At 43.4% G+C, this 23,885-nt stretch carries 24 protein-coding genes; 21 read left to right on the top strand and 3 right to left on the bottom strand.

Annotated features, from left to right (window positions below; genetic code table 11):
- Window positions 1-129: 129 nt before the first annotated feature.
- The 7 genes from AC4HAN_RS08510 (at window position 130) to AC4HAN_RS08480 (ending at window position 8,131) form a co-directional block, all read left to right on the top strand.
- Window positions 130-1,977: a glucose PTS transporter subunit IIA gene (locus tag AC4HAN_RS08510; protein WP_491092139.1), complete on the top strand. Its 1,848-nt coding sequence runs from the start codon at window positions 130-132 to the stop codon at window positions 1,975-1,977.
- Window positions 1,978-1,987: 10 nt separating this feature from the next.
- Complete coding sequence (locus tag AC4HAN_RS08505; protein ID WP_491092138.1) at window positions 1,988-3,451, top strand: glycoside hydrolase family 1 protein; 1,464 nt, start codon at window positions 1,988-1,990, stop codon at window positions 3,449-3,451.
- A 109-nt stretch (window positions 3,452-3,560) separates the two neighbouring features.
- Window positions 3,561-4,556, top strand: a complete 996-nt coding sequence (gene mvk, locus AC4HAN_RS08500; protein WP_491092137.1) for a mevalonate kinase — start codon at window positions 3,561-3,563, stop codon at window positions 4,554-4,556.
- Between the two features lie 302 nt (window positions 4,557-4,858).
- Entirely contained in the window at window positions 4,859-5,578 is a 720-nt protein-coding gene (locus AC4HAN_RS08495; RefSeq protein WP_491092136.1) for a metal ABC transporter ATP-binding protein, read from the top strand.
- On the top strand, window positions 5,579-6,427 hold the full coding sequence (locus tag AC4HAN_RS08490) for a metal ABC transporter permease subunit (protein WP_491092135.1): 849 nt from the start codon (window positions 5,579-5,581) through the stop codon (window positions 6,425-6,427).
- A gap of 22 nt (window positions 6,428-6,449) precedes the next feature.
- Window positions 6,450-7,367: a metal ABC transporter substrate-binding lipoprotein gene (locus tag AC4HAN_RS08485; protein ID WP_491092134.1), complete on the top strand. Its 918-nt coding sequence runs from the start codon at window positions 6,450-6,452 to the stop codon at window positions 7,365-7,367.
- Between the two features lie 110 nt (window positions 7,368-7,477).
- A complete protein-coding gene (locus AC4HAN_RS08480) occupies window positions 7,478-8,131 on the top strand; it encodes a metal-dependent transcriptional regulator (RefSeq protein ID WP_491092133.1) in 654 nt (217 codons plus the stop codon).
- Window positions 8,132-8,321: 190 nt separating this feature from the next.
- Here AC4HAN_RS08480 and AC4HAN_RS08475 read toward each other — a convergent pair whose 3' ends face one another.
- Window positions 8,322-9,008 (bottom strand): helix-turn-helix domain-containing protein, encoded by a 687-nt coding sequence (locus AC4HAN_RS08475; protein ID WP_491092132.1) that lies wholly within the window; start codon window positions 9,006-9,008, stop codon window positions 8,322-8,324.
- Between the two features lie 242 nt (window positions 9,009-9,250).
- Between AC4HAN_RS08475 and AC4HAN_RS08470 the strand changes: the two genes are divergently transcribed.
- The 14 genes from AC4HAN_RS08470 (at window position 9,251) to AC4HAN_RS08405 (ending at window position 21,911) form a co-directional block, all read left to right on the top strand.
- Window positions 9,251-9,517, top strand: a complete 267-nt coding sequence (locus AC4HAN_RS08470) for an ACT domain-containing protein (protein ID WP_491092131.1) — start codon at window positions 9,251-9,253, stop codon at window positions 9,515-9,517.
- A 17-nt stretch (window positions 9,518-9,534) separates the two neighbouring features.
- The gene (locus AC4HAN_RS08465; RefSeq protein WP_491092130.1) at window positions 9,535-10,872 is read left to right on the top strand and encodes a PFL family protein; all 1,338 of its coding nucleotides are present in this window, start codon (window positions 9,535-9,537) and stop codon (window positions 10,870-10,872) included.
- A 72-nt stretch (window positions 10,873-10,944) separates the two neighbouring features.
- Entirely contained in the window at window positions 10,945-11,655 is a 711-nt protein-coding gene (locus AC4HAN_RS08460; RefSeq protein ID WP_491092129.1) for a histidine phosphatase family protein, read from the top strand.
- Window positions 11,639-12,391, top strand: a complete 753-nt coding sequence (locus tag AC4HAN_RS08455) for a M15 family metallopeptidase (protein ID WP_491092128.1) — start codon at window positions 11,639-11,641, stop codon at window positions 12,389-12,391. Before AC4HAN_RS08460 ends, AC4HAN_RS08455 begins: the two co-directional genes overlap by 17 nt.
- 3 nt (window positions 12,392-12,394) lie before the next feature.
- The gene (locus AC4HAN_RS08450; RefSeq protein ID WP_491092127.1) at window positions 12,395-12,982 is read left to right on the top strand and encodes a glycoside hydrolase family 73 protein; all 588 of its coding nucleotides are present in this window, start codon (window positions 12,395-12,397) and stop codon (window positions 12,980-12,982) included.
- 366 nt (window positions 12,983-13,348) lie between these two features.
- The gene (hrcA, locus tag AC4HAN_RS08445; RefSeq protein ID WP_491092126.1) at window positions 13,349-14,383 is read left to right on the top strand and encodes a heat-inducible transcriptional repressor HrcA; all 1,035 of its coding nucleotides are present in this window, start codon (window positions 13,349-13,351) and stop codon (window positions 14,381-14,383) included.
- 76 nt (window positions 14,384-14,459) lie between these two features.
- Window positions 14,460-15,002 carry a nucleotide exchange factor GrpE gene (gene grpE / locus AC4HAN_RS08440; RefSeq protein WP_491092125.1) on the top strand — a complete coding sequence of 181 codons (543 nt, stop codon included), beginning with the start codon at window positions 14,460-14,462 and terminating at the stop codon, window positions 15,000-15,002.
- A gap of 498 nt (window positions 15,003-15,500) precedes the next feature.
- Entirely contained in the window at window positions 15,501-17,333 is a 1,833-nt protein-coding gene (dnaK, locus tag AC4HAN_RS08435) for a molecular chaperone DnaK (RefSeq protein WP_491092124.1), read from the top strand.
- Between the two features lie 5 nt (window positions 17,334-17,338).
- The gene (locus tag AC4HAN_RS08430) at window positions 17,339-17,782 is read left to right on the top strand and encodes a hypothetical protein (protein WP_491092123.1); all 444 of its coding nucleotides are present in this window, start codon (window positions 17,339-17,341) and stop codon (window positions 17,780-17,782) included.
- Between the two features lie 215 nt (window positions 17,783-17,997).
- The gene (dnaJ, locus tag AC4HAN_RS08425; protein WP_491092122.1) at window positions 17,998-19,134 is read left to right on the top strand and encodes a molecular chaperone DnaJ; all 1,137 of its coding nucleotides are present in this window, start codon (window positions 17,998-18,000) and stop codon (window positions 19,132-19,134) included.
- A gap of 251 nt (window positions 19,135-19,385) precedes the next feature.
- Window positions 19,386-20,135 carry a tRNA pseudouridine(38-40) synthase TruA gene (gene truA / locus AC4HAN_RS08420; protein WP_491092121.1) on the top strand — a complete coding sequence of 250 codons (750 nt, stop codon included), beginning with the start codon at window positions 19,386-19,388 and terminating at the stop codon, window positions 20,133-20,135.
- Window positions 20,125-20,889 carry a bifunctional hydroxymethylpyrimidine kinase/phosphomethylpyrimidine kinase gene (locus tag AC4HAN_RS08415; protein WP_491092120.1) on the top strand — a complete coding sequence of 255 codons (765 nt, stop codon included), beginning with the start codon at window positions 20,125-20,127 and terminating at the stop codon, window positions 20,887-20,889. The genes truA and AC4HAN_RS08415 overlap by 11 nt, the downstream gene beginning before the upstream one ends.
- Window positions 20,879-21,346, top strand: a complete 468-nt coding sequence (locus AC4HAN_RS08410; protein WP_491092119.1) for an ECF transporter S component — start codon at window positions 20,879-20,881, stop codon at window positions 21,344-21,346. The genes AC4HAN_RS08415 and AC4HAN_RS08410 overlap by 11 nt, the downstream gene beginning before the upstream one ends.
- Window position 21,347: 1 nt before the next feature.
- Complete coding sequence (locus AC4HAN_RS08405) at window positions 21,348-21,911, top strand: TIGR01440 family protein (RefSeq protein ID WP_491092118.1); 564 nt, start codon at window positions 21,348-21,350, stop codon at window positions 21,909-21,911.
- A 47-nt stretch (window positions 21,912-21,958) separates the two neighbouring features.
- On the opposite strand, the gene AC4HAN_RS08400 is transcribed toward AC4HAN_RS08405, so the two are convergent.
- Both AC4HAN_RS08400 and AC4HAN_RS08395 read right to left on the bottom strand, forming a co-directional pair.
- Window positions 21,959-22,822, bottom strand: a complete 864-nt coding sequence (locus AC4HAN_RS08400) for a mechanosensitive ion channel family protein (protein ID WP_491092117.1) — start codon at window positions 22,820-22,822, stop codon at window positions 21,959-21,961.
- A 184-nt stretch (window positions 22,823-23,006) separates the two neighbouring features.
- A complete protein-coding gene (locus tag AC4HAN_RS08395; protein WP_491092116.1) occupies window positions 23,007-23,822 on the bottom strand; it encodes a formate/nitrite transporter family protein in 816 nt (271 codons plus the stop codon).
- Window positions 23,823-23,885: the final 63 nt, after the last annotated feature.

Below are 23,885 nucleotides of genomic sequence, written 5' to 3'. Positions count from 1 at the left end.
AAAAGAGACAAAATTGTCAAAATGAATCAAAAAAATTGCCAAAAAATATTGACACCGTTTTCAAAAGGTCGTATAATTTCTGTAAAAAATAACAATTTTTTTTGATAATTTTATCAAAAGGGGGAAGCTATGGATTATAATAAACTGGCTCAAGATATTGTTTTAAACGTAGGTGGTGCAGCTAATATTGAACTACTGTCGCATTGCATGACGCGCCTGAGATTTAACCTCAAAGACAGCATGAAAGCTGATAAGAAAGCTCTAGAAGGGCTGGACGGTGTTATAGGGGTGGTTTATGCTGGCGGTCAGTACATGGTCATTTTGGGAGAAAACCTTATCCCTGTCTATGAGGCAATTCTTCGTGATTTTGATGTTAAGACTGGGGGAGTGGTTGACGAAAATTTAGACGGAGACTTGAAAGAAAAGGAACCTTTGACGTGGGGAAATGTTTTAAATAAGTTAATTGGATTCGTTTCCAGTGCAGTAACGCCGATGATTCCGGGTCTGATTGCCGGAGGTATGCTGAAAGTAGCGCTCCTATTGGTGGTTACTTTTATTAGCGCAGCTTATGAGAAAACTCCCAGCTATCAGCTGCTTTCTGCTATAGCGGATGCTCCCTTTTATTTTATGCCTATTTTTGTAGCCTACGGGGCAGCGACTAAGCTTGGAGGTACTCAGATTTATGCCATGGCCGCAGCGGCATCTTTGCTGCATGGGAATTTTACTGTTTTGGTGACAGCAGCAAAGCCTATTACGCTGTTTGGTCTGCCGGTAAATCTGCTTTCTTATGGAACAACCCTGCTTCCTGCTCTTTTGATTGCTATTGTAGCTTACTATGCAGAAAAACTGCTGAATAAAGTTATTCCTAATATTTTTAAGGCTGTCTTTGTCGGTATGGGGACAATCTTTATTGCCGGCAGTTTAGGTTTTCTTATTTTAGGCCCTCTGGGCAATTATATAGGCCGGGGAATTGCTGCTCTCTTTATGTGGCTGGATGGAACTGTCGGCGCTTTGGCGGTCGGCTTGTTGGCAGCGGCGCTTCCATGGATGGTCATGGCCGGTATGCATACGGCCATCACACCTTTTATGCCTCAGCTGATTTCTGATCCGGGTTATGATGCAATGCTTCGGCCGGCCTTTTTGATGCATAATATGGCAGAAGGCGGTGCAGTTTTGGGAGTGACAGCGCGAACCAAAGATAAAATGAAACGTAGTGAATATTTGTCCATTGCTATCGGCTGCATTGTTGCCGGTGTTACCGAACCGGCCATTTACGGAGTCAATTTGAAATATAAAAAACCGATGTATGCTGTTATGGCCGGAGGTTTTGCCGGCAGTCTTGTGGCAGGTCTTCTTGGTGTCAGGGCTTATGTTATGGGGTATTCGAATATTCTGTCTCTGCCGATTTTTAAGGAGACAGCTGTGGCTGCTGCAGTCGGTATTCTGGTGTCCATTGCTGTTGCAGCAGTTGTTGCCTTTGTTTTAGGTGTTGACAGCCAAGAATCGGAAAAAGTGACGGAACCTGTAAAGGTTCAGGTAGCAGATGACGCTATTGTAGCTGTTGCTGACGGTCAGCTTTTGTCGCTTGAAAATGTTGCTGATGAAGTTTTTTCATCAAAAATGATGGGAGACGGTGTAGCTATAAATCCGGAAAGCGACTTTATTGTAGCTCCTGCAAACGGAAAGCTGACAACAGTTTTTCCAACCGGTCATGCTTTTGGGCTGACACGAACAGACGGTGTGGAAATTCTTGTCCATATTGGAATCAATACGGTTGAATTAAAAGGTCAAGGATTTGATGTCCTCGCTGGGCAAGGAGATTTGGTCAGAGCCGGGCAGCCGGTTGTTAAAATTGACCGTGAGGCTTTGGCGCAAAAAGGCTATGACACAACTACAATGACGGTTATTACTGATAACAAGGGCAAGAATATTTCCCTCAAACATGAAGGAAAAGTAAAATCAGGAACAGTGCTGTAGGAGAAGATTTATGACTTATCAATTACCAGAAGGATTTTTATGGGGCGGAGCTACTGCCGATTTTCAGTTTGAAGGAGGTTTTGGCGAAGGCGGCCGCGGTCTTTTATCTCACGATTATGAAACAGATGGCTCCCCAGAGCATCCCCGTCATCATACGATGGAAATGCCGGATGGCTCTATTATCAGGCCCAGAAGTTCTTTCTTCTATGCTGATCCGGTACCTCCGGAAGCTAAACCTATTTTCCTAGATGAGGAGTATTATCCCAGTCATAAAGCCGTAGATTTTTACCACCATTACAAAGAAGACATTGCTTTAATGGCTGGTATGGGCTTTAACGTTTTTCGCTTTTCAATCTGCTGGAGCCGTATTTTTCCAACGGGTGAAGAAGAGTTACCAAATGAGGAAGGCTTGCAGTTTTACGACAAGGTCATTGATGAAATGGCCAAATATCACATGGAACCTTTGATTACGATTTGTCATGATGAGATGCCTATGCAGCTGGCTCTGAAATATGACGGTTGGTCTTCCCGGTACTTGATTGATGCTTATGTCAAGTACTGCCGTGTTCTTTTTGATCGTTACGGGGATCGTTGCCGCTATTGGCTGACCTTTAATGAAATAAATGCTGTGCGAGGCTTTGGTCCTTGCGGTACCAGAAATTCAACTGGTCAGGATCGTTATCAGGCAGCACACCATATGTTTGTAGCCAGTGCTAAAGCTGTTAAACTGGGGCATGAAATGATGCCGAACAGCCAATTCGGAGCTATGTATGCCATGAGTGAGCTCTACGCTGCTACCTGTAAGCCTGAAGATGTCTTTCAGCGCTTGCAGGAACGGCGTGAAAACTGGTATTTCATCGATACTATGGGCAGGGGCTACTATCCTTTCTATGCTAAGGATATTTGGCGGAGACACGGCGTTAAAGCCATTCAGATGGCCAAAGGAGATGAAGAAATCTTACAGGAAGGACAGCTGGATTTTATTTCATTTAGTTATTACCGCTCCAATACAACTCAGGCAGGCGATGATTGGTTCAATGTCGGGGGCTCATCCAATCCCTATTTAGAGGAGACCCCTTGGGGCTGGGCCGTTGATCCTTTAGGTCTTCGTCATGTCATGAATGAAATTTATGACCGTATTCAAAAGCCACTCTTCATTGTTGAAAATGGAATGGGGGCTGTTGATCAGGCAGATGAAAAGGGCTATGTGGAAGATGATTATCGGATTGAGTATCTGCGAGATCATTTGCGTGCCATGGCAGATGCGGTGAATATTGACGGTGTTCTTTGTCTGGGCTATACGATGTGGGGACCTATTGACCTTGTTTCTCTTTCAACGGGTGAAATGAAGAAACGTTACGGTTTTATCTATGTAGATATGGATGATAAAGGCCGAGGAAGCCTTAAGCGCAGTCCTAAAAAATCTTATGCGTGGATGAAAAAAATTATTGCCACTAACGGCGGTGCTCTTTAGATTTTAAAAGATTCCCTCTTTTCCGCGCCAAAATCAGACAGGATATCAACCTGAAGAAAAAATAGTTTTTAAGCCGAGGAGCCTTAAGAAAAGTGATATAATAAAAAGTATGACTAGTCCTCAATTAAAAGAAAAAAGAAATATTATCATTGAAAAGAAGGTTGCTTTAGGAAAAGCATCCGGGAAAATTATTCTAATGGGAGAACATGCAGTTGTTTACGGAGAGCCGGCGATTGCCCTGCCCTTTTCTGCAGTGGAAACAGTGGCAGAAGTAAAAGGAGAAGGCGAAGCTTTGACAGTCACTTGTGATTTTTATGACGGTCTGGTGCATAAAATGCCTGAGATTCTCGAAAGTCTCAAGCATGCCATTCGCTTTTCGCTCTACCGAATCGGGGCGCCGCAAGATCCGCCTGTGCACATAGATATCCGCTCTACCATTCCTGCTGAACGCGGTATGGGCTCCAGCGCAGCGGTCGCTGTTGCTATTGCCAGAAGTCTCTTTGATTTTTATGGCAAGGACTTAAGCGACAAGGAATTGTGGGAGATTGTTCAGTCCTCAGAGAAAATTGCGCATGGGAATCCTTCCGGAATTGATACAGTCACAACCAGCGGCAGAGCTCCAGTCTTTTTTGTCAAGGATCAGCCGATTGAGCAGCTGACAATTGACCTGGATGCCTATTTGGTTGTTGCTGATACCGGGCAGACAGGACAAACTTTAAAGGCCATCCAAGCCGTTAAAGAGCTCTTGCATGAGGGGAAAAGCCGGCTGGATGCCGAGCTGTCTATCAGAGAATTGGGTGAGCTGTCCAGATTGGCAAAAGAAGCCCTTCTTAATAATCAGATTCGGGAATTAGGTGAGGTTATGAACGAGGCGCAGCAGCTTTTAGCGTCTTTGACAGTGTCTAATCCCATGCTTGACCGCTTAAGTCAGGTGGCAAGGCAGGCCGGTGCTTTAGGTGCCAAATTAACCGGCGGCGGCCGCGGCGGCTGTCTGATTGCTTTGGCAGCGACTAAGGAAAGCGCAGAAAAAATCGCCGTCAGTCTTTTAGAAAATGGCGCGAGAAAGACTTGGTGCCAGTACTTGGGCAGTGTGCCGAGCCGGTAAGCTAATAAGGATTAACGAGCTTAGCTGCCGGTCAGTCTTTGTACAAGGCTGTCCGTTAAAGTTTAAAAAAAAGAAACCTTAATACCGGCACAGGACGTTCAACGATTCGCAATTTAATTTTATATGATTTGTCAAAAACCAAGACAGTAAAAGTGATTTATCTAATCATTTTGCAGTCTTGGTTTTTATTTTCTGCAGATTAGTACTCTGCAATTCTAGCGCAAAGAAAGTTTGTTTAATATAAAAATTAACTTGACTTAATTTTTATATTAAGCTATATTATTTATGGAAAGGAGCCTGAGATGCTGGAAATAAAAAATTTGAGTGTTGCTTATCACAGTCAGCTTGTTTTGGATAATATTTCTTTGGAATTTGCACCTTCTGCTATTACAGGGATTATCGGGCCTAATGGTGCCGGAAAATCAACCCTGTTTAAAGGCATTTTAGGAATGGTGGCTCATCAAGGGGAGAGTTTCATTGACGGGAAACGGCTGAGTCAGATGTTGGAGAGAGTATCATATGTGGAACAAAAAGCTGCTGTTGATCCGAATTTTCCAATTCGGGTAAAAGAGTGTGTTGCTCTGGGCTTGTTTTCCGGACTTGGCTTTTTTTCGAGGCTGAAAAAACAAGACTGGCTTCGTGTTCAGGAAGCACTTGCTCGAGTTAATCTGGAGGATTATGCAGAACGCCCTATCAGTCAGCTTTCGGGCGGTCAGTTTCAGCGCATGCTTATTGCCCGTTGCTTGGTTCAAGAGGCGGATTATATTTTCTTGGATGAGCCTTTTGCAGGCATCGATACTGTCAGTGAGGAGATGATTATGCAGGTCTTACAGGCGCTTAGAGCAAAGGGAAAGACGATTTTAGTTATTCATCATGACCTGAGTAAGGCTGAAACTTATTTTGATCAGGTCCTGCTTTTAAATCGAAAAGTGATTGCCTTTGGTCCTGCCAAGGATGTTTTTACACAGGAAAATTTAAGCAGAACCTACGGTTCTTCAATATTAGTGACCGGGGGTGTTTAGATGATTTTAGAATTTTTAACAGGCCTAGAGCAGTTCCATTTTTTGCAAAATGCCTTGCTGACGGCAGTGGTTATTGGCGTTGTCGCAGGGGCAATCGGTTGTTTTATTATCCTTCGCGGAATGTCCCTTATGGGAGACGCCATTTCTCACGCTGTTTTGCCGGGAGTAGCCCTGTCTTATATTTTGGGGATCAATTTTTTTATCGGAGCCATTGTTTTTGGCCTTTTCGCTTCCCTGCTTATTACATTTATCCGAGAAAACAGCATTATAAAAGGGGATACGGCTATCGGAATTACTTTTAGTTCTTTTTTTGCTCTGGGCGTTATTTTGATTGGCTTTGCCAACAGTTCGACCGATTTGTTTCACATTTTGTTTGGCAATATCTTAGCTGTAGAGGACACAGATAAATGGATTACCTTAGGGATTTCATTGCTTGTTCTTCTGGTGCTGGCCTTATTTTTCAGACCGCTTTTGCTGACCTCTTTTGACCCTACTTTGGCTAAATCCATGGGGGTACCCGTCACTTATTACCATTACCTGCTGATGGTTCTGCTGACTTTAGTATCAGTGACAGCCATGCAAAGTGTGGGAACTGTCTTGATTGTTGCCTTGCTCATTACCCCTGCAGCAACAGCCTATCTCTATGCCAACAGTCTGAAGTCTATGATCTTTTTATCATCAGCTTTAGGGGCTCTGTCATCAGTCTTAGGCCTGTTTATCGGGTATAGTTTTAACATTGCTGCGGGTTCAAGTATTGTTTTGACCTCAGCATTGATGTTCTTAATTTCCTTTATCTTTGCGCCTAAGCAGAAGTTTTTACAGAGGAAAAATGAGAAGAGCCCCATTTGAAAACACATGAAGGAGGATTGATATGAAAAAGTTCGTCTTGCTGCTTGTCTGCTTGCCTTTGGTAGTTTTGCCTGCCTGTTCTGAGCAACAGACAAGGGATAAAAAACTGAATGTGGTCGCTGCAAACTCCATTATTGCGGACATGGCTGAAAACATTGGCGGCAATAAGATTGCTTTGCACAGTATTGTTCCTGTTGGCCGTGACCCGCACGAATACGAACCCCTGGCAGAGGATGTCAAAAAGACATCACAGGCCGATGTGATTTTTTACAACGGCATTAATCTTGAAAATGGCGGTCAGGCTTGGTTTCCCAAGCTCGTTAAAAACGCGGGTAAAAAACCTGGCAAAGATTATTTTGCAGTTAGTGACGGTGTAAAGGTTATCTACCTTAATGGAGGCAAAGGAAAAGGCAAGGAAGATCCTCATGCCTGGCTTGATCTCCAAAACGGCATCATTTATGCACGCAACATTATGAAACATCTTTCAGAAAAAGACCCTGAAAACGAGGCCTATTATAAGAAAAACTTTAACAGTTACCGAGCAAAGCTGGAGAAACTCCATCAACAGGCTAAGAAAAAAATACACCGTATTCCGGCTGAAAAGAAAATGATTGTTACCAGTGAAGGCTGTTTTAAATATTTTTCGCAAGCTTATGATATTCCATCGGCCTATATCTGGGAAATTAACACGGAGGAAGAAGGAACGCCGGATCAAATCAAACATTTGGTTGAAACCTTGCGGAAAAAACGTATTCCGGCACTTTTTGTGGAAAGCAGTGTTGATGACCGTCCGATGAAGGCTGTCGCTAAGGATACAGGCATTCCTATCGCAGCCAAAATTTTTACAGACTCAATTGCTGAAAAAGGGCAGGCAGGAGACAGCTACTATACCATGATGAAATGGAATTTGGATCAAATCACAGCAGGTCTGTCCGACTAGGTTTAGCTGCCTTATGTGCCCTTGCTGATGCGAGAGCTGAGAATAAAAACTTTTATCCCTTTTTTGTTAACATTTTGATATAATGAGTTTGACAAAGAAGAGGATAAACTATGACACCTAACAAAGAAGACTATCTAAAAATTATTTATGAGCTCGGCGAGCACGGGGAAAAAATCAGCAATAAACAGATTGCAGCTAAGATGTCAGTCTCTGCTCCGGCAGTTTCAGAAATGGTCAAAAAACTTCTGCAGGAAGGCCTGATTCTTAAAGATAAGCAGACAGGCTATCTGCTGACTAAAAAAGGAATGGCTTTGACCTCGGCTCTCTACCGCAAGCATCGTTTAATTGAGGTTTTCTTAATGAATCATCTGGGCTATACGGCAGACGAAATCCATGAAGAAGCTGAGGTGCTGGAACATACAGTCTCTGATATTTTTATCGAACGTTTGGATAAACTCCTTAACTATCCAAAGGTCTGTCCACACGGAGGCACTATCCCGCAGCAGGGGGAGCCTCTGGTTGAGAAATACCATACGACCCTAAAGGGAACAGCTAAGAAGGGTACTTACATCTTAAAGCGTGTTCAGGATAATTTCCAGCTGCTGAAATATATGGAGCAGCACGCTTTACAGATTGGAGATGAATTGACGCTTTTAGAGTATGATGATTTTGCAGGAGCCTATACAGTTGAAAAGGATGGCAGACAGCTGCAGATTACATCAGCGGTTGCAGCTCAGATCTATGTCGAAGAAAAAGCCGGTTGATTTTTTCAGTTGTCAAGGTGTTCAAACAGGTAAAAAAACAGGATAAACCGATTATCTTTCAAACTATCGGTTTATCCTGCTTTTTCATTTTAAACAGTCCTCATTATCGCTGCCAGGAGATAAGGGCTTTTGAACGCCGTCTGCGGCAGAGCCTTGTCTGAAGACTGAAGACCGTTTATTAGCTGCTGTCCTAGCCTTCAAGAGGCATAAAGTTGCCGACAATCAGTCCGATAATTCGCGGATTGTCCTCGTATGGAGCAAATTTATCGGCATATTTTTTATTGAGAGAGACCAAGCGCAGGCCCTTTTCCTCGCGATAAACTTTTTTGATATAGGTTTGACCGTTCCAATCTACGGCATAAATGGCACCATCATAGTCAAATCCTGTCTGCTTGATAAGAGCCACCTCACCGTTTAGGAAAGTCGGCTCCATAGAATCTCCAAAAATCCAAGCAGCAAAATCATGGTCGATTTCCTCATCGTAAAAGACCGTATCAAAGTTACCGTCTCCAAAATAAGAGTAGCCTGTTCCTGCGGATAATTTTTCATAAACCTTGTAAGTATAACGTTTGTTTTCCATCCTTGTCACTTTCTTGTTTTGCTGTTTGAGCAGATTCTCTGAATAGTTTAGTGTTTTTTCCTTGTTGTCTGCATTTAGCTGGCTGTAAATCCGGACAATGTCATATTGGGCAGAGAAATAGGCAGGCTCAACCCTTAGCAGCTGAGCCAGTTTTGCTAAATGTTTTTGATTGGGCTTGGTTTTGCCGGCTTCCCAGTTGAAATAAGACGGCCTTGAAATGCCCAGCTGTTCAGCTGCCTGCGCTTGTGAAAGCCCAAGTTCTTCCCTTCTTTTTCTCAGTCTCTTGCCTGTAAACATAAGCCTCTCCTTGTTAGTTTATAAACTAATTACAGTTTATCATCTTCGGAGATGAAATGCAAGAAGAAGCCCTGTCCTTCTTTTTTAGGGTTAACGTTTAGGAATTTAATTGCAGGTATTATTTTTTCAGCCGGCTGAGGAAAAAATAAAAGGAAAAGCCGAACAATGATACGCTTTTGAATATAGAATTTTCATCTTTTTTATGCTAAAATAAATAAAATACCATACATTTGGAGGCTTTTATGAAGGCAATTATTACAGTAGTTGGAAAAGATACAACCGGAATTGTAGCAGGTGTGGCAACGAAGATTGCAGAACTCGGACTTAATATTGATGACATTACACAGACCGTTTTAGAAGGTTATTTTACTATGATGGCAGTTGTTTCTGCTGATGAGAAAAAAGATTTTGCCCAGCTCCGAAAAGAATTTGAGGACTTTGGTGAGACCTTGAATGTCAAAATCAATATTCAAAGCTCAGCTATTTTTGATGCTATGCACAACTTGTAAGACGGGGGCTTGAAGCAATGGATATTAAACAAGTTACTGAAACGATTGCGATGATCGAAGAGCAGAATTTTGACGTCCGCACCATTACCATGGGCATTTCCCTGCTCGACTGTATTGATCCGGATATCAACAAGGCTGCTGAAAAGATCTATCATAAAATTGTTGCTAAAGCCGGCAAGCTGGTCGAAGTTGGCGATGACATCTCAGCAGAACTGGGGATTCCCATCGTCAATAAACGTATTTCTGTGACACCGATTTCCATCATTGGTGCTGCCACAGATGCCGATGATTATGTTCCTTTGGCAAAGGCGCTTGACCGTGCAGCCAAGGACATTGGTGTGAACTTTATCGGTGGCTTTTCGGCTTTGGTTCAAAAGGGTTATCAAAAAGGCGATGAAATTCTCATCAATTCCATTCCGCGGGCTTTGGCAGAAACTGACTTTGTCTGCTCATCTGTTAATATCGGATCGACCAAGTCCGGTATTAATATGACTGCAGTTGGTGATATGGGGCGAATCATCAAGGAAACATCTGCAGCTTCTGAGATGGGACCGGCCAAACTGGTCGTCTTTGCTAATGCTGTTGAGGATAATCCCTTTATGGCAGGTGCTTTTCACGGTGTGGGTGAAGCTGATGTTGTCATTAATGTCGGGGTGTCGGGTCCCGGAGTTGTTAAGCGTGCTCTGGAGAAAGTCCGCGGTCAAAGTTTTGACGTTGTCGCTGAAACGGTTAAAAAGACTGCCTTTAAAATTACCCGTATCGGACAGTTAGTGGGAACATTGGCCAGTGAGCGCCTCGGTGTCAAATTTGGCATTGTTGATCTGTCGCTGGCTCCGACTCCGGCGGTCGGTGATTCGGTTGCCCGTGTTCTGGAAGAAATGGGACTGGAGACGGTCGGAACTCACGGAACAACGGCAGCGCTGGCTCTTCTCAATGACCAAGTTAAAAAGGGCGGTGTCATGGCCTGTAATCAAGTTGGCGGTCTGTCGGGAGCTTTTATTCCGGTTTCGGAAGACGAAGGCATGATTGCCGCAGTGCAAAACGGTTCGCTCAATCTTGAAAAATTAGAAGCGATGACAGCGATTTGTTCGGTCGGCCTGGATATGATTGCCATTCCAGCCGATACTCCGGATACAACGATTGCCGCTATGATTGCCGACGAAGCAGCGATTGGTGTTATCAATCAAAAAACAACAGCCGTCCGCATTATCCCTAAAGGCAAAGAGGGGGACATGATTGAATTCGGCGGCCTGCTGGGTGCTGCTCCGGTCATGTCAGTTAATAAAAATTCATCAGCCGATTTTATTGCTAGAGGCGGGCAGATTCCTGCGCCGATACACAGTTTTAAAAATTAAGAGAGCACTTGCAAGTTTTTTGCAAGTGTTTTCATTTAATGATATAATATAGGCTAGATTAGGAGGGTAAAAATGGCAAAGACAAAACTCTATATAGCTAGACATGGGAAAACAATGTTTAATACAATTGGACGTGCCCAAGGTTGGAGTGACACCCCTCTGACAACATTTGGTGAAGAAGGCATACGAGAACTGGGCATCGGTCTGAGAGAAGCTAAGATCCCTTTTAAGGCTGCTTTCTCCAGTGACAGCGGCAGAACCATGCAGACTATGGAAATTATTCTTCGCGAGATGGGCAATGAAAATCTGCCTTATACACGTGATAAACGCATCCGGGAGTGGTGCTTCGGCAGTCTTGACGGCGGCTATGACGGGGATTTGTTTCAGGGAGTCCTGCCGCGGACAGCTGCTTTTAATACGGGAAAGACTTTTGCAGAGGTCACTTATCCTGAGCTGGCAGCCAGTCTTGTCGAAGTAGATACAGCCAACTGGGCCGAACCTTGGGATGTTATTGAAAATCGTATTTACGGCGGTTTTGAAGCCATTGCTCAGTCTATTGAAAAATCAGGCGGCGGCAATGCTATTGTTGTCAGCCACGGTTTGACTATCGGAACTTTCGTGTGGCTGGTTGATCATGAGCAAGAAAAAGCGGCTATTGATAATGGCAGTGTGACAGTTGTTTCTTATGAGAATCAAAAATTTTCAATTGAAACCATTGCAGACATGGCTTATCGTCACCAAGGAAGAGAAATTTTAAAAAAAGCTAATGAGAAAGAAATTTAATTTACTGACTGTTTTATTGCAAATCGGAATTATTGTGCTTTTTGTTTTCGGGATTTATCTTTTCTTGCATAAAGACCAGCAAAAGCCTCACCAAGAGGCAGCAAAGCATAAAACAGAGCAGACTGCTCAAAAAAGCCCCTCGAGCCGTCAAGCAGCAGATTTGCCAGATGTTTCGCCGGATGACTGGGAGCTGGTTTTGGTTAACCGAGACCATATAACAGCTGAAATGAATCCGGATTTAGCAGATATTAACGGTGTTTCAGTGGATTCTCGTATTGCAGAAAAAACCCGCGGCTTTCTGGCAGCTGCTCAAAAAGTTGACGCCGGGGAACACCTGATATCAGGCTACCGCAGTGTTGCCTATCAAGAAGAGCTTTATAACAATTATGTGGCTCAGGAACAAGCAAATAATTCTGCTCTGAGTCAGGAAGAGGCCGAAAAAGAGGTTCAGACCTATTCGCAGCCGCCGGGAGCCAGTGAGCATCAAACAGGCTTGGCAGTTGATATGAGTACCGTTGACAGCCTGAATGAAAGTGACCCAGATGTTGTTGCCAAGGTTGCCCAACTTGCGCCTGAATATGGGTTTGTCCTGCGCTTTCCTAAGGACAAAAAGAGTGCGACAGGCATTGGCTATGAAGACTGGCATTATCGCTATGTCGGTGTGAAGTCTGCTAAATACATGGCCAAGCATAAGCTGACCTTAGAAGAATATTTAGAAAAGTTAAAGGAGAAATAGGCGGTGAGAGCAAGACTCAAATTTAAGTTTTTTGTGGCAGTGATGTCGTTTCTTTTTCTGGCTGTTTTCCTGCCGATTTTAGGCAGCGGAGGATTGGCGAGTGCTCAAAAGGAGACTGCCAGTGCTTATAGCCATAGAGAATTTATCAGAGAAATTGCTCCGACAGCTCAGAAATTGTCTAAAACCTATGGAGTGAGAAGCTCGGTCATTATCGGTCAGGCAGCTTTGGACAGCAATTTCGGCCGGACTTTGCTGGCCAGTAAGTATCACAACCTTTTCAGCATTAAAGCCGGAGCCGGTCAAAGAGGTGTCCGCCTGAAAAGCCGTGAGTACAAAAACGGCCGTTGGCATCAGGTGACCAACCGCTATCTGGTTTATAAGTCTTGGGAAGATTCTTTGTATGATTATCTGGCACTCCTGCGTCAGGACAAGATATGGGATAAGGCCCTCTATACAACAATGACGACTTCCAGCGGTTACAAAACGGTTGCCAGAGCTCTGCAGGCTGCAGGGTTCAACAGCGATCCCAACTATGCTGATGAATTGATTACTATAATAGAAGAAAACAACCTAACAGATTACGACCGATAAAACCGGGAGTCGTCCGAATGTGTGGGCAGCACGTATACGGACAGCCCGGTTTTTTACTGCGCTCATCGCTAATAAATACTTAAGTTCAATCCCTAGGGAAAGACTCCTTAAAGGACGGCGGCTGCTGATCAAGAATAAAAGGGAGGCGCTTGGGCAATAAGATGCGGGGTCTTTGCTTGATTTTTGGCCTGCCCCAAAAACAAATCAGCTCCTGGGCAGTGTTTTAGCACTCGTAGAAAAAGAGTGCTAAAAAATGATGTTTTTTCCTTGACAGAAATTGTGAATGGAGTATAATGGAATCATGAAGTTAGCAGTCGGTTGCTTAGAGTGCTAATTTTATTGAGCAGAGATTGGAGGTCAGCTTAGATGATTACCCAACGTCAAAAAGATATTCTCAATTTGATTGTTGAGATTTTTACTAAGACGCATGAGCCCATTGGTTCTAAAACGCTCCAAAATTCAATTGCTTCAAGCAGTGCAACGATCAGAAATGATATGGCCGCTTTGGAAAAACTGGGGCTCTTGGAAAAAGCACATACCTCCAGCGGGCGTCTGCCCAGCCAAGAAGGTTTTCGCTACTTTGTAGAACATTCTTTAAATCCGGATAATCTGGATGAACAGGATGCCTACCAAGTTATCAAGGCTTTTGATTTTGAGGTCTTTCGCTTAGATGACCTTTTGCAAAAAACCAGCGATGTTTTGGCGGAGCTGACAGGCTATACATCATTGATTATGGATGTGGAGCCAAAGAGGCAGTGTTTGACTGCCTTTGATATTGTTAAGCTTAGCAGTCACGACGCTTTGGCGGTGTTAACGTTAGATGAGGCCAGCCCCATAACCGTTCAGTTTGCCATTCCCAAAAACTTTTTGGACAGTGACTTGCTCACTGTTGTGAGAATTGTTCGGGAACGTCTCTTGAATCAAACGGTGCTGGATATTCATTACCGTTTGCGAACAGAACTGCCGCAGATTATTCAAAAGTATTTTCCGCGGACAGATAATGTTTTGGATTTATTTGATCATATTTTCAAGCAAATCTTTCAAGAGAAGGTTTTCATTGCCGGTAAGATTAAAACACTGGAATTTGCAGGACTGGATACCTACCAATTTTTGGATAATCCGCAGTCTGCTGCTATGGCGATTCGCGAGAGTATCCCGGAAGATGAAGCCTATCGTGTTCAGATTGCTGAAAGCCGTGAAAAGAGTTTATCAGAGCTTACGGTCATCAGTCAGAAATTTCTTATCCCTTACAGAGGATTTGGCATTTTGACGGTGATTGGTCCGGTAGACTTGGACTATCGGCGAACAGTCAGTCTGCTTACGGTTATCAGCCGTATCTTAGCGATTAAACTCGGTGATTTTTACCGCTATCTCAACAGCAATCACTATGAAGTTCACTAAGCTGAAAAAATTGTTAGCCTTTATCGGCTGAAGCAGAAATTTGTTTCAGAAAAACAAAAAGAAAAGAGGTGCTACCTTGTCGGAAAAAGAGACTAAAGAAGAAATCAAGGAAGAAGCGCAGGCTGCCAAAGAGCAGGAAGAAACGGAAACTGTAGAGGAAGCAGCTGAAGAAACTCCTGAAAACAAAGAACTGCAGGAAGCTCTTGAGCGAGCAGAAGATTTTGAAAATAAATACCTGCGTGCTCATGCTGAAATGCAAAATGTTCAGCGCCGTGCCAATGAAGAGCGCCAAAGCTTACAGAAGTACCGCTCGCAGGATTTAGCGAAGAAAATCTTGCCGAGTTTGGATAATCTGGAGAGAGCCTTGGCTGTAGAAGGCCTGACAGATGATGTCAAAAAAGGACTCGAAATGGTTCAGGAAAGTCTTGTTCAAGCGCTTAAAGAAGAGGGTGTTGAAGAAGTTGAACTGGAAAACTTTGACCCTAATCTTCATATGGCAGTGCAGACGCTTGATGCAGATGAAGATCATCCGGCAGACAGCATTGCACAAGTTCTTCAAAAAGGCTACAAATTGCACGAGCGCCTGCTCCGCCCAGCAATGGTGGTGGTATATAACTAGTCAATAATGATGGGCATTAAAATGCCTCATCATTATACGGCAACCGCTATGGCGGATTGCCTAGACTACTTACTAGTTCGTTAGCAAAATAACATCGATTTTGCTAACTCACGTCGTAACGGTTTAATAGCAACAGCGAATTAATAAATAAAAAAATAACCTTGTCCGAAATGACGGTAAACTATGAATAATATATAAAGAAGCAAGCCATAGGCTTGCTCAAAAACGATATTTTTCGCCGTGGCGAAAGTCAGATAACAAGTATTGTTATCTGACAGGGAAATTTTGAGACTTCTGGCTCAAAATTTAGCCATGAAACCAAAGGTTTGCTGGCGTCTCCGCCACCTAAGAAAAATATCAAAACGAAAAAAATATTAAGAGGAAAAAAGAAAGGAATTGAACGTTATTATCAGTCACTAGAAGAAGAAAGCAATGCTTTCTCCATCTCCTGATTGAAACAGTCCGCCGGACTATTTCAACGTTCTTGGTATCTTAACTATGTCTAAAATTATTGGTATTGACTTAGGTACAACTAACTCAGCTGTCGCAGTTCTTGAAGGAACTGAAAGTAAAATTATTGCAAATCCGGAAGGCAACCGTACGACACCTTCTGTTGTTTCATTCAAAAATGGTGAAATTGTTGTCGGTGACGCTGCCAAACGTCAAGCGGTAACTAATCCGGAAACAATTCTTTCCATCAAATCAAAAATGGGAACTTCTGAAAAGGTTTCAGCTAACGGCAAAGAATACACACCTCAAGAAATTTCAGCGATGATTCTGCAATATTTGAAGGGCTATGCTGAAGATTACCTTGGTGAAAAAGTGACAAAAGCGGTTATCACGGTTCCTGCTTACTTTAACGATGCACAGCGTCAGGCAACAAAAGATGCTGGTAAAATTGCCGGTCTTGAAGTAGAACGTATTGTCAACGAACCAACTGCAGCTGCGCTTGCCTACGGTCTTGATAAGCAAGATAAGGATGAAAAAATCTTAGTCTTTGACCTTGGCGGCGGTACCTTCGATGTTTCCATCCTTGAATTGGGTGACGGTGTCTTCGATGTGCTGGCAACTGCGGGTGACAACAAACTCGGCGGTGACAACTTTGACCAAAAAGTTATTGACTGGCTGGTAGAAGAATTCAAGAAAGAAAACGGTATTGATTTATCAACGGACAAGATGGCTCTGCAGCGTTTGAAAGACGCGGCTGAAAAAGCTAAGAAAGACCTTTCAGGTGTCACATCAACTCAAATCAGCCTGCCTTTCATTACTGCCGGAGAAGCCGGACCGCTTCACTTGGAAACAAGTCTTTCTCGTGCGAAATTTGATGATTTGACTCGTGACCTTGTAGAACGTACAAAAACACCAGTTCGCCAAGCGCTTTCTGATGCTGGTCTGTCATTGTCAGAAATTGATGAAGTTATCTTAGTCGGCGGTTCAACGCGTATTCCTGCTGTTGTTGAAGCGGTTAAAGCTGAAACCGGCAAAGAACCAAATAAATCAGTAAACCCTGATGAAGTCGTTGCTATGGGGGCTGCTATCCAAGGCGGTGTTATCACCGGTGATGTTAAAGACGTTGTCCTTCTTGATGTTACTCCATTGTCACTGGGTATCGAAACCATGGGCGGTGTCTTCACTAAACTGATTGACCGCAACACAACTATCCCAACTTCTAAATCACAAGTCTTCTCAACCGCTGCTGATAACCAGCCTGCTGTTGATATCCATGTTCTTCAAGGTGAACGTCCGATGGCTGCAGACAACAAGACACTGGGCCGTTTCCAATTGACAGATATTCCTGCAGCTCCTCGCGGTATCCCACAAATTGAAGTAACCTTTGATATCGATAAAAACGGTATTGTTTCAGTTAAGGCCAAAGACCTTGGTACGCAAAAAGAACAAACAATCGTTATCAAGTCTAACGACGGCCTCAGCGAAGAAGAAATTGACCGTATGATGAAAGATGCCGAAGCAAATGCCGAAGCAGATGCAAAACGTAAGGAAGAAGTTGACCTTAAGAACGAAGTTGACCAAGCAATCTTTACAACTGAAAAAACCATCAAAGAAACCGAAGGCAAAGGTTTTGACAGCGAACGCGATGCTGCTCAGGCTGCTCTTGATGACTTGAAGAAGGCCCAAGAATCAGATAACACGGAAGATATGAAAGCTAAACTTGAAGCCCTCAACGAAAAAGCTCAAGCACTTGCCATGAAACTTTACGAACAAGCGGCTGCAGCACAGCAAGCACAGGCAGGTCAAGAAGGCGCAGCTGATGCTGGATCATCAGATAAAGGCGGCGATGATGTCGTAGACGGTGAGTTTACGGAAAAATAAAAATCATGAGTTCACAAATTAATCTTTTTTATACCAATGATTCAAAAGAACAATACGATAAATTTGTTGCTCTTGCGGTTGAGGACTATGAGGAATTGCAAAATCAACTGAAAAATCAATTTAAGTCAGAAAATGATGAAGAAAAATTACTTGCCTATAAAATAAATATTTTTGCAGAGAGGCAATATTCGGAAAATAATAATAATATTGCTGTTAATCTTGTTCTAGGTATACTATTACCAGCAGTAATTACTTATATTACTACGGCGATGACCTCTAATTTAAAAATAAATGAGGTGGGAATAGCAGTGATACAATTTGTAATTGCGTCAGTAATTGTATTGGCTTCGTTGTTACTTTTAATTCAATATAAGAAAAAAAGAAAAAATCTTGATAATATTAATATAAAAAAAGCTTTCTTGTTTCTTGAGTATTTTGAGATTAAATAAAAAAACTAAACTCAGAGATTGGACCCCAGTCAGTCTCTGTTTTTAGATAAAAGTGACAGCAAAATAACCTTCTAAAATTACAGAAAGGAAGAAGTGTTCGCAACTGAACACGGGCTAGGGACTGTGCCAAAAAGATAATTTTTTCTAGGACGTAAGACGTCCGTCGTCAAAATTCCTATTTTGGCGGTGTCCCTTTAACGCCCTTTGTATCTTATATGAATAATACAGAATATTATGATCGTCTGGGGGTGTCAAAGAACGCCTCTCAGGACGAAATTAAAAAAGCCTATCGCAAGATGTCTAAAAAATACCATCCCGACATCAATAAGGATCCTGGGGCTGAGGAAAAGTACAAAGAGATTCAGGAGGCCTATGAAACGCTAGGCGATGAGCAAAAGCGTGCAGCCTATGACCAATACGGTCCCTCAGGGGCCAATGGCGGCTTTGGCGGTGGCGCAGGTGGCTTTGGCGGCTTTGACAGCTCAGGTTTTGGCGGTTTCGAGGATATTTTTTCAAGTTTCTTCGGCGGCGGAGCTTCCAGAAATCCCAATGCACCCCGTCAGGGAGATGATCTGCAGTACCGTGTTAATCTTCAGTTTGAAGAGGCTGTTTTTGGGACGGAAAAAGAAGTCCACTATAACCGTGAAGCGACTTGCCATACCTGTGATGGTTCGGGGGCTAAGCCGGGCACCAGTCCTGTTACTTGTACTAAGTGCCATGGTTCAGGTGTTATCAATGTTGATACTCAGACACCGCTTGGTATGATGCGCCGTCAAGTGACTTGTGATGTCTGTCACGGCACTGGTAAGGAAATCAAGGAACCTTGTCAAACCTGTCATGGAACAGGTCACGAAAAACAAAGCCATAAGGTTTCTGTCAAAATTCCTGCCGGTGTTGAAACCGGTCAGCAAATTCGTTTGGCAGGTCAAGGCGAAGCCGGCTTTAATGGCGGCCCTTACGGAGATCTCTTTGTCATTATCAATGTGATGAAGAGCGATAAATTTGAGCGTGACGGCTCAACCATTTACTACAGTCTGAACATTAACTTTGTTCAGGCAGCTCTCGGAGATACCATTGAGGTGCCGACTGTTCACGGCAATGTTGAGCTGGCTATTCCTGCCGGAACGCAGACTGGTAAGACCTTCCGTCTCAAAGGTAAAGGGGCACCGCGTTTGCGCGGCAATGGGCAGGGAGATCAGCACGTGACCGTTAATGTTGTTACACCGACAAAACTGAACGATGCTCAAAAAGAAGCCCTGCAGGCTTTTGCTAAGGCCAGCGGTATCGATCCGGTTCACCCTAAGAAAAAAGGATTTTTTAACAAGGTAAAAGATGCTTTTGATGATATGTAAGAAATAAAAGACCAAGGGAATTCTAAACTGCCTAAAAGTTGGACGAAAATCTAACGGTTAGGACAGTTCAGGAAATCCTTTGGTCTTTTTCAATTTTAATCGTTTTGAGACAGTAGCCTAGATCAGTTTTTTTCTATATGGCTGGCGCAGCTGGCTGCGACTTGTCCCGATTCTATGAGCTTTAAACTGTCCCCATACAGATAATAGCTCTTTATCTTGTCTCTTAGCTTTCAGCATGCTATAATGCAGCTATGGTACGTTATAAAGCGATTATTTCTTATGATGGAACAGCTTTTTCCGGCTTTCAGAGGCAGAAAAATGCCAGAACTGTTCAGGAAGAAATTGAGAAAACTCTTTGTCGATTAAATTCCGGTAAGGCTGTTAAAATTCACGGCGCAGGCCGGACAGACGCGGGCGTTCATGCCTACGGTCAGGTGATTCACTTTGATTTGGATGAAAAACGTGATTTAGAAAGACTGCGTTTTGGTTTGGATACGCAGACACCGGATGATATTGATGTCATCAAGGTTGATAGTGTTTCTGAAAATTTTCATGCAAGGTATTGCAAACACAGTAAAACCTACGAGTTTCTGGTTGACCTGGGACGTCCTAAAAATCCCCTCATGCGCCACTATGCAACGCATTTTCCCTATGCCGTTGATGTTGCTGCTATTGAGCGAGCGATAAAAAAATTGCGTGGAACACATGATTTTACAGGATTTACGGCTTCCGGAACGAGTGTTGACAATAAAGTAAGAACCATCAGCCGTGCAGATGTTGTTTTTGATGAGCAGAAACAATTTTTGATTTTCACTTTTACGGGAAATGGGTTTTTGTATAAGCAGGTTCGCAATATGGTCGGAACCTTATTAAAAATTGGCAATGGCCGTATGCCCATTGACCAGATTGACCGTATTTTAGAATCCGGAGACCGGCATCTGGCGGGTCCTACAGCCGGCCCAAACGGATTGTATTTAAAGGATATTAGTTATGACGAATAAGTTTATTTTAGCCATTTCAGGCAATGATATTTTCAGCGGCGGCGGTTTGTCTGCCGATCTGGCAACCTACACCGTTAATGGGCTGCAGGGCTTTGTAGCAGTAACCTGCCTCACTGCTGTGACAGAAAATGGCTTTGAAGTGTTTCCTGTAGACAGCGGCGTTTTTGCCAAGCAGTTAGACAGTTTGGCAGATGCTCGTTTTTCGGCAATCAAACTGGGTCTTCTTCCCAATGTGGCAATAGCTGAAAAAGCGCTGGATTTCATTAAAAAACAAACAGATGTTCCTGTGGTTTTAGATCCGGTACTTGTCTGCAAGGAAAATCATGATCTGGAAGTCAGCGCGCTGAGAGATGAGCTGATTCAGTTTTTCCCCTATGCTACTGTTGTGACGCCCAATCTGGCGGAAGCGCAGCTCCTGACCCAAACAACCATAAACAGTTTGGAGGACATGAAAGAGGCAGCCAGGATACTGCATGGTCTGGGGGCTCAAAATGTGGTTGTTAAGGGCGGCAATCGTCTCAGCAAGGATAGAGCTCTTGATGTCTTTTATGACGGGCAAAACTTTCGGGTATTGGATTATCCTGTCTTAGAAACTAATAATACAGGGGCGGGCTGCACCTTTGCATCAAGCATTGCCAGCCATTTGGTGCTTGGAAAGACTGTTCAAGATGCGGTCAGAGAAGCTAAAGAGTTTGTCTATCATGCGATTGAGCACGCAAATGATTTCGGAGTAAAGCAGAATTATGAAAGATAACAAGGTACGACATTTAAGTCTGATTGCAGTCCTGACCGCTCTGAGCCTTGTCTTGGGTCTGTTTTTAAAGATTCCGACACCGACAGGCTTCTTAACTTTTCTGGATGCCGGTATCTATTTTACGGCCTTTTACTTTGGCAGTAAGACAGCAGCGGCTGTTGGGGGTATGTCCGGCCTTTTGCTCGATTTGACTGCCGGCTATCCCAATTGGATGGTGTTTAGTCTTTTGGCACACGGGCTTGAGGGGTATTTTGCCGGATGGAAGGGTAAAAAACGCAGTTTAGGTCTTGCTTTAGCTTCTTTGGCCATGGTTGGGCTCTACTTTTTGTTTTCTATTCCTTTTTATGGTCTGGGAGCGTCACTTGCAGGTATCTGGGGCAATGTGCTGCAAAACTTTTTTGGCATGCTGATCGGTTACCTTATCTATTTAGCTTTTAAAGGTTTAGAAAGGAGATAAGATGAATTTACAAGAGTTGGAAACAAAGACGCAGGCGATTATTGCTGATTTGGCTGAACGCAGCGGAATTAAAAAAGGTCAGATTTTTGTGCTGGGCTTATCCAGCAGTGAAGTTGCCGGCAGTACTATTGGGCAGAATTCCAGTCTTGAGATTGGCGAGGCTGTGGTTAAAACGATTTTATCTTATCTTGATGACAGAGGGATTTACTTGGCGGTTCAGGGCTGTGAGCATCTCAATCGTGCTTTGGTGGTTGAGCGTGAACTGGCTGAGAAAAAAGATTTGGAAATTGTCAATGTTCTGCCGACACTCCATGCCGGCGGGAGCGCTCAGCTGGCAGCTTTTAAATACATGAACGACCCTGTTGAAGTTGAAGAAATTACTGCCTATGCGGGTCTTGATATCGGCGACACAGCTATCGGTATGCATGTTAAGCGTGTGCAGGTTCCTTTGAGGCCTGTCCTGCGTGAATTGGGCGGAGCTCATGTCACTGCCCTGGCCAGCCGTCCTAAGCTGATTGGCGGGGCGCGTGCTAACTATCAGAGCGATCCTATTCGTAAATTTTAAAAAACATCCCCTTAGCAGATTGGCTCTGACAAAGGGGCTGTTTTGTTTTATTTTTGCGCTTGAGTCTGAGGCATAATATTAGCTGTAGGCAGAGCAATACCGGCAGCAGTAAGCGCTTCTTGATAAAGGCGGTAAAAAATGTAGTAAATCTGGATTTGTTTGCCGTTTTGCACAAAGATATCCACCCGAAAGACCATCTGTCCTGTAGTTGCAGAAGCTGTCGCACCCAAGATATTGGGAACGCCGACAATTTCAGGATAATTGGGAACATTTTCCTCGTTGACTTTTTTGATAATGGAAGTTACTGTTTCAAGATTGGTATTAGCATAGATAGGAATATCGATCTGCGCACGCATATCGCCGCGTGACAGATTGCTGACAATGGAAATATTGCGGTTGGGAATGAAATGCAGGGTTCCGTCAAAGTCGCGAATTTGTGTAGTTCGGATACCAACATTGGACACTGTTCCGGCAATGTTTCCGGTTACTGCATTCAGTCTGACAGAATCGCCGACATCAAACTGACGCTCAAGCAAAATGAAAAAACCATTGACCAAATCAGAAAGAAAGCCTTGGGCTCCGAGCCCGATAGCAACACCTGCAATTCCTGCACCGGCCAATAAACTGGAAACTGGCAGCCCGATAATCGCTAACATCCAATAAATCAACAGAAAATACAGACTGTAATCCATCAAGTTATGGAAGAGTTTTGCCAGAGTTTTTTGCCGCGCCTGACTGTATTTAGCCAGAGAGATAGATTTCGAAATGGCTTTGTTAAAAAGGTAGTTGATGACCTTTTTAGCGATAGCGAAAACTAAGAGTAAAAGAATGATGGACAAGAGTTTAGAAGAAAAAGCAAATATGATCTTCTCAAAATCAAAATTGCCCAGATAAGAAGTCATAAATTTCATGGTTTTAGTGTATCAAAAAAACAGAAAATAAAAAAGAGGATAAAAAGGAAAGTATCCTTCAATCAAGCTAAAAATAACCGGCGTTTTCCATTTTCTCTTTGTTTGCAGGGGCAGGGTAAAATAAAAAAACGCAGTAAAATCAGTATCGGTAGAGCATTGATTTTACTGCGCTTTTTATTCTTGTTTATTGTTCTTTGTGCGGAGTTTGTGTTTGATTGAGCCAAGCATAGGCTAGACCGATGAAAACACCGCCGCCAATCCAGTTGCCAAAGAATACGACAGTCCACTGGCGCAGGACATTGATCAGTTCGAGCCCTTTAATATGTTCGACGGAGCTGAAAGCTGCCAGCATGAAAGAAGCAAAGTTGGCGATCAAATGCTCATTGACTAAAAAGACAAACATGAAAATGGCAGAAAGGGCGATTGTGATTTTGGCGCTTTCTTCTTTGAGGAGCATGTAGCCCAGAATAGCGATATTAACGAACATGTTGGCTGTAATGCCTTCAAAGAAGTTTTGCCAATCCGTTTTAGCCAGCTTGGTTTGAACGGCGTTGACTAAAAAACTCTTGTTTGTCAGCTGATCAAAGGAGAAAGACTGATTGAAGAGCCAGGCTAAAATAATAGCACCGATCAGATTGAAAAAAGTACAGGTTAGCAAAATGATTGCAGCCTTTTTGAAGGAAATGTGTTTGTAGTAAGCTCCTGAAGACAGAAACATCATGTTCGATGTTGCCAGTTCGCCGTTAAAGAGCAGGACATAAACCAAGCCGAAACTAAAAATAAAGGCGAAAGCGAAGCGGCCAAAAGCCGGCGAAAACTGGGAGATGATATCAGCGGCAATAGCACCGACAGCAGTACTCATTGTTAAATAGGCGCCTGCAAACATGGAACGCAAGGCATAACGGCCGAGACTTTCATCAAAAAGAGCCTCTTTTTTACGGCAGGCTGCAGCTATCTTTTCCTGAAAAGGACTGGGTGTAGCAGTTGTGGTATGAACCATAAGAGCACCTTTCTAAAAATGATTTTGAAAATTGTTGTTATTCTCCCCTATAGTATACCTTTT

This window comes from Streptococcus sp. ELY_86, assembly GCF_058314495.1.
Note: the sequence above shows the minus strand (reverse complement) of the source record. Positions and strands in the feature narration are given on the sequence as shown.

What these genes read in the sequence shown, in the direction of transcription:
- AC4HAN_RS08455 (WP_491092128.1), top strand. Translation starts at nt 11,639, where the DNA reads ATGAGAAAGAAATTTAATTTACTGACTGTTTTATTGCAAATCGGAATT.
- mvk (WP_491092137.1), top strand. Translation starts at nt 3,561, where the DNA reads ATGACTAGTCCTCAATTAAAAGAAAAAAGAAATATTATCATTGAAAAG.
- dnaK (WP_491092124.1), top strand. Translation starts at nt 15,501, where the DNA reads ATGTCTAAAATTATTGGTATTGACTTAGGTACAACTAACTCAGCTGTC.
- AC4HAN_RS08510 (WP_491092139.1), top strand. Translation starts at nt 130, where the DNA reads ATGGATTATAATAAACTGGCTCAAGATATTGTTTTAAACGTAGGTGGT.
- AC4HAN_RS08410 (WP_491092119.1), top strand. Translation starts at nt 20,879, where the DNA reads ATGAAAGATAACAAGGTACGACATTTAAGTCTGATTGCAGTCCTGACC.
- AC4HAN_RS08490 (WP_491092135.1), top strand. Translation starts at nt 5,579, where the DNA reads ATGATTTTAGAATTTTTAACAGGCCTAGAGCAGTTCCATTTTTTGCAA.
- AC4HAN_RS08395 (WP_491092116.1), bottom strand. Translation starts at nt 23,822, where the DNA reads ATGGTTCATACCACAACTGCTACACCCAGTCCTTTTCAGGAAAAGATA.
- AC4HAN_RS08465 (WP_491092130.1), top strand. Translation starts at nt 9,535, where the DNA reads ATGGATATTAAACAAGTTACTGAAACGATTGCGATGATCGAAGAGCAG.
- dnaJ (WP_491092122.1), top strand. Translation starts at nt 17,998, where the DNA reads ATGAATAATACAGAATATTATGATCGTCTGGGGGTGTCAAAGAACGCC.
- AC4HAN_RS08460 (WP_491092129.1), top strand. Translation starts at nt 10,945, where the DNA reads ATGGCAAAGACAAAACTCTATATAGCTAGACATGGGAAAACAATGTTT.
- AC4HAN_RS08470 (WP_491092131.1), top strand. Translation starts at nt 9,251, where the DNA reads ATGAAGGCAATTATTACAGTAGTTGGAAAAGATACAACCGGAATTGTA.
- hrcA (WP_491092126.1), top strand. Translation starts at nt 13,349, where the DNA reads ATGATTACCCAACGTCAAAAAGATATTCTCAATTTGATTGTTGAGATT.
- AC4HAN_RS08480 (WP_491092133.1), top strand. Translation starts at nt 7,478, where the DNA reads ATGACACCTAACAAAGAAGACTATCTAAAAATTATTTATGAGCTCGGC.
- AC4HAN_RS08430 (WP_491092123.1), top strand. Translation starts at nt 17,339, where the DNA reads ATGAGTTCACAAATTAATCTTTTTTATACCAATGATTCAAAAGAACAA.
- AC4HAN_RS08485 (WP_491092134.1), top strand. Translation starts at nt 6,450, where the DNA reads ATGAAAAAGTTCGTCTTGCTGCTTGTCTGCTTGCCTTTGGTAGTTTTG.
- AC4HAN_RS08495 (WP_491092136.1), top strand. Translation starts at nt 4,859, where the DNA reads ATGCTGGAAATAAAAAATTTGAGTGTTGCTTATCACAGTCAGCTTGTT.
- AC4HAN_RS08505 (WP_491092138.1), top strand. Translation starts at nt 1,988, where the DNA reads ATGACTTATCAATTACCAGAAGGATTTTTATGGGGCGGAGCTACTGCC.
- AC4HAN_RS08400 (WP_491092117.1), bottom strand. Translation starts at nt 22,822, where the DNA reads ATGAAATTTATGACTTCTTATCTGGGCAATTTTGATTTTGAGAAGATC.
- AC4HAN_RS08405 (WP_491092118.1), top strand. Translation starts at nt 21,348, where the DNA reads ATGAATTTACAAGAGTTGGAAACAAAGACGCAGGCGATTATTGCTGAT.
- AC4HAN_RS08475 (WP_491092132.1), bottom strand. Translation starts at nt 9,008, where the DNA reads ATGTTTACAGGCAAGAGACTGAGAAAAAGAAGGGAAGAACTTGGGCTT.
- AC4HAN_RS08415 (WP_491092120.1), top strand. Translation starts at nt 20,125, where the DNA reads ATGACGAATAAGTTTATTTTAGCCATTTCAGGCAATGATATTTTCAGC.
- truA (WP_491092121.1), top strand. Translation starts at nt 19,386, where the DNA reads ATGGTACGTTATAAAGCGATTATTTCTTATGATGGAACAGCTTTTTCC.